General features: G+C 71.6%; 11 protein-coding genes. 2 read left to right on the top strand and 9 right to left on the bottom strand.

Annotated elements, in window-relative coordinates:
- Both ABZ749_RS19635 and ABZ749_RS19630 read right to left on the bottom strand, forming a co-directional pair.
- The coding region (locus ABZ749_RS19635) for a glutamate--cysteine ligase (RefSeq protein WP_357229720.1) at nt 1-1,691 on the bottom strand (1,691 nt) is incomplete at its 3' end.
- A 112-nt stretch (nt 1,692-1,803) separates the two neighbouring features.
- Nucleotides 1,804-2,370 carry a DJ-1/PfpI family protein gene (locus tag ABZ749_RS19630; protein ID WP_357229718.1) on the bottom strand — a complete coding sequence of 189 codons (567 nt, stop codon included), beginning with the start codon at nt 2,368-2,370 and terminating at the stop codon, nt 1,804-1,806.
- Between the two features lie 53 nt (nt 2,371-2,423).
- Here ABZ749_RS19630 and ABZ749_RS19625 point away from each other — a divergent pair, with 53 nt between their 5' ends.
- On the top strand, nt 2,424-3,368 hold the full coding sequence (locus tag ABZ749_RS19625; RefSeq protein WP_357229716.1) for a DJ-1/PfpI family protein: 945 nt from the start codon (nt 2,424-2,426) through the stop codon (nt 3,366-3,368).
- 122 nt (nt 3,369-3,490) lie between these two features.
- On the opposite strand, the gene ABZ749_RS19620 is transcribed toward ABZ749_RS19625, so the two are convergent.
- From ABZ749_RS19620 to ABZ749_RS19600, 5 genes are all read right to left on the bottom strand, one after another.
- The gene (locus ABZ749_RS19620; RefSeq protein ID WP_355006628.1) at nt 3,491-4,855 is read right to left on the bottom strand and encodes a cellulase family glycosylhydrolase; all 1,365 of its coding nucleotides are present in this window, start codon (nt 4,853-4,855) and stop codon (nt 3,491-3,493) included.
- A 164-nt stretch (nt 4,856-5,019) separates the two neighbouring features.
- Nucleotides 5,020-5,622: a dihydrofolate reductase family protein gene (locus tag ABZ749_RS19615; protein ID WP_357229714.1), complete on the bottom strand. Its 603-nt coding sequence runs from the start codon at nt 5,620-5,622 to the stop codon at nt 5,020-5,022.
- A gap of 133 nt (nt 5,623-5,755) precedes the next feature.
- Nucleotides 5,756-6,322, bottom strand: a complete 567-nt coding sequence (locus ABZ749_RS19610; RefSeq protein WP_357229712.1) for a helix-turn-helix domain-containing protein — start codon at nt 6,320-6,322, stop codon at nt 5,756-5,758.
- 4 nt (nt 6,323-6,326) lie between these two features.
- The gene (locus ABZ749_RS19605; protein WP_357229710.1) at nt 6,327-6,887 is read right to left on the bottom strand and encodes a hypothetical protein; all 561 of its coding nucleotides are present in this window, start codon (nt 6,885-6,887) and stop codon (nt 6,327-6,329) included.
- 32 nt (nt 6,888-6,919) lie between these two features.
- Nucleotides 6,920-7,279, bottom strand: coding sequence for a hypothetical protein (locus ABZ749_RS19600; protein ID WP_357229707.1), 360 nt, complete (start codon nt 7,277-7,279; stop codon nt 6,920-6,922).
- 171 nt (nt 7,280-7,450) lie between these two features.
- Between ABZ749_RS19600 and ABZ749_RS19595 the strand changes: the two genes are divergently transcribed.
- Nucleotides 7,451-8,428 carry an aldo/keto reductase gene (locus tag ABZ749_RS19595; RefSeq protein WP_357229705.1) on the top strand — a complete coding sequence of 326 codons (978 nt, stop codon included), beginning with the start codon at nt 7,451-7,453 and terminating at the stop codon, nt 8,426-8,428.
- Here ABZ749_RS19595 and ABZ749_RS19590 read toward each other — a convergent pair.
- Both ABZ749_RS19590 and ABZ749_RS19585 read right to left on the bottom strand, forming a co-directional pair.
- Nucleotides 8,425-9,189: a DUF2071 domain-containing protein gene (locus ABZ749_RS19590; RefSeq protein ID WP_357229703.1), complete on the bottom strand. Its 765-nt coding sequence runs from the start codon at nt 9,187-9,189 to the stop codon at nt 8,425-8,427. The genes ABZ749_RS19595 and ABZ749_RS19590 overlap by 4 nt on opposite strands.
- Nucleotides 9,190-9,226: 37 nt before the next feature.
- On the bottom strand, nt 9,227-10,385 hold a 1,159-nt coding region (locus ABZ749_RS19585; RefSeq protein WP_357229701.1), incomplete at its 5' end, for a winged helix DNA-binding domain-containing protein.

The raw sequence follows: 10,385 nt of genomic DNA, 5'->3' as shown, positions 1-10,385 counted from the left end.
GCCACGGTGAGGGCGGCGCGGACCACGGCGAGTGGGCGGGTACCCCGCCGGCCCATCAGCGCCCCGGTCGGGCGCAGGCCGGGTGAGGACTCCACCACCCACGCCGGCACCACTCCGTCGGCCACCACCGCCCGGTCGGCGTAGACGTCGCGCAGGAAGGCGTCGAGGGCGCGGGCGCGTTGCACCAGGCCGGTACGCAGGGTCCGCCAGTCGGCGGCGGGCACCACCCGGGGCACCAGGTCCACCGGGAAGAGCCGGGTGCTCGCCTCGCCGGCAACGCTGAACGTCACGCCCCGGGCCCGCTGCTCCTCGTCCCGGTCGTGTTCGCGGCGACGCAGGGCCCCGGCGCCGAGTTGGCGTAGGGCAGCGAGCATCGGGGCGTACGCCGGTTGCGGTCCGGCCGGTCCGAAGACCTCGTCGCCGGCGTCGGCGTACGTGGGCAGCGCCGGCGGCGTCGGCGTACCCGGCAGCGGGCCGCGGACCCGGCCCCGGGTCTCGTCGAGCAGCAGGTCGACCACGTCGGCCAACCGGCCCCGTCGTTCGTACGCCCGCCGCTGCCGGGCGGCGGAGCTGCCGCGTTCCAGCGCGTACCGGGTCAGCTCGCTGACCTGCTCCCAGTCCCCGGTCGCCTCCAACTGTGGGCGCAGGTCGCTCACCAGGCGGCCTACCGCCCGGACGGCCGGCACCGGTCGGGCCGACCGGGGCAGGTCGAGCAGGTCACCTTCCAACCCGGAGCGGGCCGCCCGCCACACGGCGGCGCGCAGCACCGGTGGTCGCACGGCCGTACGCTCCACCCCGGCGCGCAGGGCGGCGACCTCCCGTCGGACGAGCGCCCGGAACAGACCGGTGAGCAGGACGATGGTTTCCACATCGGCGTTGGCGTCGGTGATCCGCAGCTCCACTGTGGGCACGTGCGCCGACGGCCGAACGTCGAAATAGATCATGGCGGGGTCGGTGATGGTCTCGGAGGAAATCAGCTCGGCGACCAGCGCCTCGTGGTCCGCGGCGCTGGTCACCTCGCCCGGGTCACCGGCGGTGGGCCACCGCTGCCAGACCAGGGACCGCACGCTGGCGTAACCGCTGTCCTGACCCATCCAGTACGGCGAGCTGGTGGAGAGGGCCAGCAGCACCGGCAGCCACGGCTGGACCCGGCGGGTGACCGCCACCGCCAGGTCGCGGTCGGAGACGCCGACGTGCACCTGCGCTCCGCAGATCAACTGCTCCCGGGCGAGCATCTGGTACTCGTCGAGCATCCGCCGGTAGCGGGAGGTGGGGGTGACGCTGGGGTCGCCGTCGGCGCGCAGCGGCACCGTACCGGCCGCCACGATGCCCAGACCGGCCCGGTCGGCGACCTGGACGGCCGCCTGACGCAGCCCGGTCAGCTCGGCGCGGATCTCGTCCAGGGTGCGGCAGACCGCGGTGTTGGTCTCCACCACGCTGCGGTGCAACTCGGCGGTGAACGAGGCCGCCGGCAACCGGTCGAGCAACTCCCCGGCACGGGGCACCAACTCCCGGGTGTGCAGATCGACGACGTGGAACTCCTCCTCCACCCCGATCGTGGCCAGGTCCGCCGGGTCACCGTCGTCCAGCGACAGGACCGGATTCGGACGGGGAGCGGGCAGCGTCCGGCCGTTGCCGGACCGGCTGACCGGCTCGTCGTACGTCGGCGCGTTCGTGGTGTTGTCGGCCATGGTCACCCCGGTTCGCGTGTCGGTGGTCTGGCTGTCCGACGAGCGTTCCCAGGGTTGGTACCGGGGGTGTTTCCGGCGCGTTAAGGTGACGCGCCCGTTCTGCCCGCGCTGCTCAGCGCTGCGCGGCCCGGTACTCGATGGTCGCGGCGACCCGGTTGGCGGTGGCGGCGCCCAGTTCCCGTTCGGTGAGCCACAGCCCCAGATCGAGGCCGGCCGACAGCGCGCCAGCGGTGACCCGGTCACCGTCGTCGACCACCCGCTCGTCGACGACGGTGACGTCGTGGGCGCGCAACTCGTCGTACGCGTTGCGGTTGGTGGTCGCCCGCCGGCCGGTCAGCAGGTCGGCGGCGGCGAGCAACAGCGCGCCGGTGCACACCGACGCCATCCACTGCGCCGATGCCGCCACTGCGGCCAGCTTCGCCGGCAGCACACCCCGCTGCGCCTGCGCCCAGGCACCCTCGGGTGCCCGGTTCAGCCAACCGCCACCTGGGACGATCACGCCGTCTGCCTGACCCAGCAGCTCGGGCACCTGGAGTTGGACACCACGCATGCTGGTGACCAGCCCCGATCGTTCGACCGCGACCAGCGCCACGTCGAAGCCAGCCATCGACAACACCTCGAACGGTCCGAAGACGTCCAGTTCGTCGAAGCCGTCGAACACCACGATCTCGATCCGCATACGGCCCAGGATCTCCTGCCGACCGGGCGGCGGCGAGTGGCATCCTTGCCACCATGCGTAAGCATCCCGCCAAGCATCGGGTCGTCGTCCTCGCCCTACCCCGGGTTGTCGCCTTCGATCTGACAATCGCGACGCAGGTGTTCGGCCATGAGGGCCACGGCCGGTACGCGATGACGGTGTGCGCAGTGGACGGTGGTTCGGTGTCCACCACCACCGCGGGCCTGGAGCTGACCGTCGCCGCGACGCTCGACGCGCTCGACGACGCCGACACGGTGATCGTGCCCGGATTCCGTCGTGGCCCGGCACCGCCGCGCGCCCTCGAGGCGTTGCGGCACGCACACCGCCGGGGCGTCCGCATCGCGTCGATCTGCACCGGCGCCTTCGCGCTGGCCCAGGCCGGTCTGCTCGACGGCCGCCGCGCGACGACCCACTGGGCGCACGCCGACGCGCTCGCCCAGGAGCATCCGGGGATCGTCGTGGACGCGAGTGCGCTGTACATCGACGAGGGTGAGGTGATCACCAGCGCCGGGCTCGCCGCCGGTCTGGACATGTGCCTCTATCTCGTCGGCCGCGACCACGGGCAGGCTGCCGCCATCCAACGGGCTCGCCACATGGTCACACCGCTGCACCGAGCCGGTGGTCAGGCCCAGTTCATCCCGGTCGGCGTTCCGGGTGAGGACGACGAGTTGGCCGAGGTCATCACGTGGGCGAGCAGCAACCTGCACCGCCCGATCACCGTCGCGGACCTTGCCCGGCAGGGTGTGATGTCCAGCCGTACGCTGCACCGCACTTTCCGGAGCCGGTTCCGGATGAGCCCACGCGCGTGGCTGATCCAGCAACGGCTGCGGGCCGCCTGCGCCCTGCTGGAGAACGGCGGGATCACCATCGACGAGGTCGCACGGCGTACCGGCCTGGGCACGGCGACAAACCTCCGCGCGCATTTCCAGCGGGCTTTCGCCACCACCCCTACCGCGTACCGGCGGGCCTTCACACAGTGACCCTCCGACGGTGGCCGGCGCGGTGGTGGTGACAGCCGGGAATGTCGGGGTGTCCCACCGGCCTGGACACCCCGACACCTGCAGTCTCGATTCGATCAATCCCGGTCAAGGAGCCGCCGGGTTCACCTCATGTTGGCCACCACGAACGGCGCGTGGCCGTGCAGGTAGTTGGTCCACCCACCGGTCACCGGCGCTCCCGGGCTGAGCAGGTTGGTGGTGTCGGTGCCGACGTCGAGCTTCCAGGCCGTCCAGGAGACGCCGTTCGCCTTCATCCAGTCGATCCAGGACTGCGCCTCCGGCAGGCAGGCCCGGCCGTCGAGACCGCCATCGGCGTTGCTGGCCCCCCACTCCGTGACGAACAGCGCCAGACCCGCGCGGATCGCCGCGTCGCCCTTGGCGCGCAGCGACGCCCCGTGCGTGCAGGAGTAGAAGTGCAGGGTGTACATCAGGTTGGTGCCGGTGACCGGGCTGGCCGCCGCGACGTCCACGTCCTGTGACCAGGTCGGGGTGCCGAGCACGACGATGTTGTCCGGGTCGGCGGCGCGGATCGCGGACACCACGGCCTGGTGGTACGGCTTGATGACGTTGGTCCAGCTGACCTGGAGTGGCTCGTTGTAGGGCTCCCAGATGACGTTGGGCAGGTGGCCGTACCGGCGGGCCAGGTCACCGAAGAACGCCACCGCCTGGGACTGGTTGTTCTGCGCCTCGTGCGCGTGCCAGTCGACGATCACGTAGACCCCGGCGGTGACCGCGTTGTTGATGATGGTCTCCACCTGCGCGCGGGCCTTGTTCGGGTCGCTGAGGTACGCCCCCGCCGGCTCCACCCCCATGGCCGCGCGGATCACCTGGAGGTTCCAGTTGTCCCGCATCCAGCGCAGCGCGGAGAGGTTCTCGGCGTACGGGGCGGTTTCCCAGTTGAGCCACATGCTGCTGATGCCCCGTAGCTGCACCCGCGCGCCGTTCTTGTCGCACATCGTGGTGCCGCAGACCCGCAGTTGCCCGTGCCGCTCGACCGGCGTGCCGGTGGTCGGCGGCGGCGTGGTGGGTGGCGGGGTGGTCGGCGGCGGCGTGGTGGGCGGCGGGGTGGTCGGGGGCGTGCCACCGCCGCAGGACGCGCCGTTCACCGTGCAGTTGAGCGGGGTGCCGGTGCCGTTGGCAAGGAAGCCGAACGACGTCGACGCGCCGGCACCCAGAGTGCCGTTCCACACCACGTTCGTGAAGGTGTGGTGGCTGCCTGAGGTCGTCTGCTCGGCGTTCCACGACTGGTTGATGCTCGTGCCGGCCGGCAGGTCGAACTCGACCCGCCAACTGGTGATCTGGGCGGAGGTGTTGTTGGTGACGGTGACCTGCCCCTGGTAGCCGTTGCCCCAGTTGTTGGTCACGGAGAACACGGCGCTCGCCGCGCTGGCCGGGGTGGCGACCATCGCCACCGCCCCGGCGAGCAGGCCGGCGATGGCCAGAGTCGTGACAAGTCTCAGTGCGCGCATGCTGAACCCGCTTCGGATCGACGGTGGTGGTCTGAGGCGGGGCGGCGCCTGGGCGCACGATATCGATCAATGACTATGGGAGCAAGGTGGGAGCAGTGGTCGGAGGGATCAGCACCGGCGTCCCACACCAGGCCCGGCCCCGATCAGGCCGGTCCCCGCGGCGCTCAGGAGGCTCGGCGTACCCGGTAGGCCAGGTGGGTGACGCCGTCGCCCTCGACGACGCTGAACGGGCCGTCCAGCTGAAGTGGGGCGATCTTCAGGTCGGCGAAGAGCGGGACGCCGGCACCGAGCAGGACCGGGACGAGGTCGACGTGCACCTCGTCGAGCAGGCCGGCCTCGACGACCTGGGCGGCGATGGTGCCCCCGTTGACACCGACCTCCTTGTCCCCGGCGATCGCCTTCGCCCGGGCGATCGCTCTCTCGATGCCGTCGCTGACGAAGACGAAGGAGTCGTTCTCGGCTGCCCAGCCCTCCGGCACGCTGTGGGTGACCACAACGACGGGTACGTCCAACGGATGCCGACCACCCCACCCGCTGGTGATGTCGAAGAGCCGCCGGCCGACGACGAGCGCGCCGGTCCGCTCGGTGAGGGTCCGCAGGTGCCGGGCGCTCGTGGCGGAGGTCCGAAAGGTCAGCTCGGGGTCGGCCGTCGGCGTCTCGACGTCGCCGTTCTCGTACCACTGGAAGAGGTACTCGAAGCCACCGTGGGACGCGTCCGCGATGTAGCCGTCCAACGACATCGTCGCCCCGGTCGTCACCTTCGTCATCGATCCACTCCTCGGTCCGTGCCGTGTCGGCTCGTCGGCGAGGCCGGCTGCTCCGGCCCTCAACCCAAGGTCGAAGCCGGCGCACCGTCCTCGACACGTCGGCCGAGCTTTCCCCCAGTGTCGACCGAGGCCGTCAGGGACGCAGCGCGTTGAGCACGAGGTCGGCGTACCGGCGCCACACCGCCGGGTCGCGCTCGTCGAGCACGATGAGCTGCCGGACAGCTCCGCAGAGGATCACCCGGATGTCCAGCTCGCCGGCGTCCGGGCGGATCCTGCCGGACGCTCGGGCTGCCGCCACCAGCTGCCCGATCAGGGCCAGGATGCGCGCGGCGGGCACCAGCCTGCCCTCGAAGAACGCGTCGGCGAGGACCCGGTCGCGGGCGAGGCGTCCGAACAGGTCGGGCACGAAGGAACACCACTCCCGGTACGCGTCGGCGCCGTCGAGCGCCGCCCGGATGCGCTGCTCCAACTCCTGAAACTGCCGCTGAACGACCGCGACAATCAGGTCTTCCTTGCTGGGGTAGCTGCGGTAGACCGTCGCGCGACCCACCCCGGCCCGCTCCGCCACCTGCGGCACCGTCACCTGGAGACCCTGCTCGGTGAAGAGCTCCCGGGCGGCGGCGATGACCCGCTCCTGGTTGCGACGGGCGTCCAGACGCCGATGGGGAGTCTCCGGGTCGCTCGGCGTCGGCGGGGTCATGGCCTCAGTCTGCCCGCTCGGTCTCGTCGGTCAGCAACGGCTCGTCGCCGTACACGGTGGTGAGTTCGACGTTGAGCACCGTGGCAACCCGGCCGAACGACCAGTAGTAGCCGATCACCTGGAGCACCTCGACGATCTCGCGCTCCCTGAGGATGTGCCGCACCTGGTCGAAGAGGTCGTCGGAAACGCGTGGTGACCGCACCACCTCGGCGGCGAACCGGATGAGCGTCCGGTCGTACGCCGGGAGGTCCGGGTTGTCGATGTCCCGGCTGCTGATGATCTTCCGGGTGTCCTCGTCGACACCGGCCGCCGCTGATATCGGGCCGTGCTGGGCCGCCACGAACTCGCACCCGGCGTACTCGGCCACTGTCAGGATGACCAACTCCCGCGAGCGGGCGGGCAGCTCCAACGAGGTGAACTGCGCCCTCGCGAGCTGGATGAAGAGCTTCACGGTGCCGACCGAGTGGGTCAGCATCTTGACCATCGGATCGGGCGGCAGGGCGGACAGGAAGTCGCGGACGTCGGTGGGAATCACGTTCGGGTCGGGGTCGGTAAGGCGGGGCATGGATCTCTCCTGTCTCTGGTCGTCGAGGTGGGTCAGGCGGGCAGGTCGAAGCCCGTTTCGCTGAGGTGGCGGAACCGACCGTCCTCGGCGTACGACCCGAAGATGGCGATCTCCCGCTTGGCGGTCGACCCGTCGGCCATGGTGATCTCGAAGACGTGTCGCTCGGCGTAGCGGAGACCGTCGCGCAGCTCGTCGAGGACCCGCACGGTGCCGCTGACGATCTGACCCCGTACCTGGGTCACCATCTCGACGAATCCGGCCCGGTCGAGGGTCTCGCCGTCGCTGCGGTGGGTGTAGTCGGGGGCGTAGAACTCGTCGAGCGCCGCGGTCAGGTCGCGCGTCGGCTCGAAGACCACCGCGCGCAGGGCGTCGCTGATCAGTACCGGTTTCATGAGGCTCCTCGTGGGTCACAGTGGGACACATCCGGACTCGTGGGTCCGCTTAACGTCCACCGTACCGGACTCCCGAGTCCACTTCCGGTGAGTGTCGTCACGTACCCCAGGAAGCGGCTGTGCCCGCCACGGCGGGTGCGGGTCCGCCGCTCCGGTCGTAGCGTGGGGCGCATGCGAACCACCACGCTGGGCAGCACCGGGCCCGAGGTCGGCGTCATCGGCCTCGGCTGCATGGGCATGAGCCACGGCTACGACATCACCGGCCCTCGCGACGACGACACGTCGATCGCCGTCATCCGACAGGCACTGGACCTGGGCGCGACGCTGATCGACACGTCCGACGTGTACGGGCCGTACACCAATGAGGAGCTGGTCGGGCGGGCGCTTGCCGGCGGGCACCGGGAGCGGGCCGTGCTGGCCACGAAGGTCGGCCTGGTGGCCACCTCCCCCACCGGCGGCCCCGGCAACTCACCGAAGATCGGCAACAATGGTCGCCCGGAGCACATCCGAGCGGCGATCGACGAGAGCCTGCGCCGGCTCGGCACCGACCACGTCGACCTCTACCAGCTGCACCGGGTCGACCCGGAGGTGCCCATCGAGGAGTCCTGGGGCGCGATGGCCGAGGTCGTGGCGGCGGGCAAGGCCCGGCAGCTCGGGTTGTCCGAGGTGACTGTCGCGCAGATCGCGCGGGCCCAGGCGGTGCACCCGGTCGCGTCGGTGCAGTCCGAGTTGTCACTGTGGACCCGCGACCCGTTGACCGAGGTGTTGCCGTACTGCGCCGAGCAGGGCATCGCCTTCCTGCCGTTCTCCCCGCTCGGTCGCGGTTTCCTCGCCGGCCGGTTCACCTCGTTCGACGACCTGCCCGCCGACGACTTCCGGCGTGGCCTGCCGCGCTTCCAGCAGGACGCGCTGCGCGCCAACCTCGCCATCGTCGCCCGGGTCCGGGAGATCGCCGACCGAGCCGGCGTCAGCCCCGCGCAGGTCGCCCTCGCGTGGGTGGTCGCCCAGGGTGACCGAGTCGTTCCGATCCCCGGCACCAAGACCCCGAAGTACCTGGTGGACAACTGCGCTGCCGCCGACGTGCGGCTCAGCGCAGAGGACCTGGCGGACCTGGAGGCGCTGCCGGCTCCCGAGGGTGGCCGCTACTAGTACCGCTCCGGCGGCCCGGCACCGCGTGGCCGGGCCGCCACCGGCGGGCCGAACCTGACCCCGACACCTGGCGAGTAGAGCACGCTCACCGGTGGCCCGACCGGTGCCGGCAGCCCGGCGGCGGCGACCAACTCGTCATCCAGGTGCAGCACCTCGGCCCGGTGCAGCGGCCAGCTCGGATGCCAGTTCGGCAGGTGCAGCGTGCGCCCGTACGCCCGGGTGTGCAGCCCCCAGCGGGCGGTGACGAAGTGTTCGAGCGGGGTCGGCTCGACGATCCGCTCCCCCACCCGCACCACCATCCGGCTCGACGCGCCCGCCGGCCCCGGCCACCGTCGCCGGCAGCGATAGGTGCGACGGTCGCCGTCGCGATCCAACCGCATCGACGACCAGAGGTACGGCAGACGCAGCGTCGCCCGCGCCACCAGCACCGGCAGCAGGCGAGACGCGTCGAGCGACCGGAACACGACCGCTCGGCGGCCGGCGTCGTCGACGGAGTAGAGCCGGACGTTGGTCTCTGCGAAGGTGCCGAAGTACGGCACCCCCGGGCCACGGCCGAAGCCCAGCCCGACCATCCGGAAACCGATCAGGCCGACGTAGCTGACCCCGTCCAGGGTGTCCGGACGAGTGCCGGCGGGCAGCAACGGCGCGACCACCTCCGGAGCAACTGCCCAGTGCAGGAAGGTGAGGTCCTCCCAGCGTTGGCGTAGGAGCGCCCAGGGGAACGCCTGCCGGGGTGCGTGGTCGACCGGTTCGGGGTGCACGCCCCCATCCTCGCCCAGGCGGTGGGCCGGCGTGGTCTCAGGCGTGCGGGCCGACACTGACGGTGCCGATGGTCAGCGACGCCTCCCCCTCCAGGATCTCGCCGACCCGCTCGACCTCCTCCCCCAGCGCGCGCTGCCGGGCGGCACCGAGCGTCCGCAGCGGCTCGACTGTGACGTGGATCGAGCGCCCGGATCGGCGTTGATGCCACACACCGGCGACCACACCGTCCATCAGCAGCACCGGGTAGTTGCCGGCCTGGCCACCGTTGAGCGCCCGCTCGGCGGCAGCGCCGGGGTAGAGCCGCTCGCGGGGGTGGCAGCCGACCGCATACGCGTCGAAGTACGGCAGCAGCCGCAACCCGGACGGCCGGTCGTCGGGGAATTCGGTGTCGTCGGCGGTCACCCAGGCCCGGGTGCCCTCGACTGTCACCTCGGTCAGGTCGAGCGAGTCGAACAGCAACGCCGCCCACGCCGGGGGCACCGCCATCCACCGGGCGAACTGTGCCGGGGTGGCCGGCCCGTACGCGTGCAGGTAGCCGCGGACGAGGGCGGCCAGGGCGGCGGGACCGGGCATCGGCGCGAAGTCGGGCAGCCACCGGGTCGGGCTGGTGTACGTGCTCGCCCGGCCGCGATTCGGGCCGAAGCAGACCACCCCACCCCGGGTGGCGGCGGTCATCGCCGCGACCCACCGGGGCCACTTGTCCTGGAACGCCTCCATGACCAGGTCACCCGCCCACGGGCCGGTACGGTCGACGACCTCCTCGGTCAGCTCGGCGGTGGTCAGGTCGGCCTCGGCGACCGCGTCAGCGATGGCCGCGAGGACCTGCTCGGTCTGCCGAGGCGTCAGCAGGACAGCACTCCGCTCCCAGGACGGCGCCGGCAACGCGGTCAGCGCCCCGACCCACATCGGCAGGTCCGCCGCGGCGAGCAGGTGCACGGTCCCGCGTGGCCCACGGGTCTTGACCAGGGTGCGGTCGGTCCACAGTGCCCGGCGTACCAGGGCACGGGTCGCGCCCGGCACCCGCAGTCCGATGGACAGCTCGGCTGCCGACGCGATCTGGGCGTGCGCGCCGCTGATCGCCGACACCACGTCGGCGACGCTGGGTATCGATCGCGCGGCGACCAGGTCCACCGGGCCGTACCGGGTGCTCGGGGCCCTGGTTATCAGCGCCCAGTAACGGTCGCCGTACGACCAG

The sequence above is a fragment of the Micromonospora sp. NPDC047753 genome (assembly GCF_040642735.1).
GTDB lineage: Bacteria > Actinomycetota > Actinomycetes > Mycobacteriales > Micromonosporaceae > Micromonospora.
Note: the sequence above shows the minus strand (reverse complement) of the source record. Positions and strands in the feature narration are given on the sequence as shown.

What these genes read in the sequence shown, in the direction of transcription:
- ABZ749_RS19630 (WP_357229718.1), bottom strand. Translation starts at nt 2,370, where the DNA reads ATGCGGATCGAGATCGTGGTGTTCGACGGCTTCGACGAACTGGACGTC.
- ABZ749_RS19625 (WP_357229716.1), top strand. Translation starts at nt 2,424, where the DNA reads ATGCGTAAGCATCCCGCCAAGCATCGGGTCGTCGTCCTCGCCCTACCC.
- ABZ749_RS19620 (WP_355006628.1), bottom strand. Translation starts at nt 4,855, where the DNA reads ATGCGCGCACTGAGACTTGTCACGACTCTGGCCATCGCCGGCCTGCTC.
- ABZ749_RS19615 (WP_357229714.1), bottom strand. Translation starts at nt 5,622, where the DNA reads ATGACGAAGGTGACGACCGGGGCGACGATGTCGTTGGACGGCTACATC.
- ABZ749_RS19610 (WP_357229712.1), bottom strand. Translation starts at nt 6,322, where the DNA reads ATGACCCCGCCGACGCCGAGCGACCCGGAGACTCCCCATCGGCGTCTG.
- ABZ749_RS19605 (WP_357229710.1), bottom strand. Translation starts at nt 6,887, where the DNA reads ATGCCCCGCCTTACCGACCCCGACCCGAACGTGATTCCCACCGACGTC.
- ABZ749_RS19600 (WP_357229707.1), bottom strand. Translation starts at nt 7,279, where the DNA reads ATGAAACCGGTACTGATCAGCGACGCCCTGCGCGCGGTGGTCTTCGAG.
- ABZ749_RS19595 (WP_357229705.1), top strand. Translation starts at nt 7,451, where the DNA reads ATGCGAACCACCACGCTGGGCAGCACCGGGCCCGAGGTCGGCGTCATC.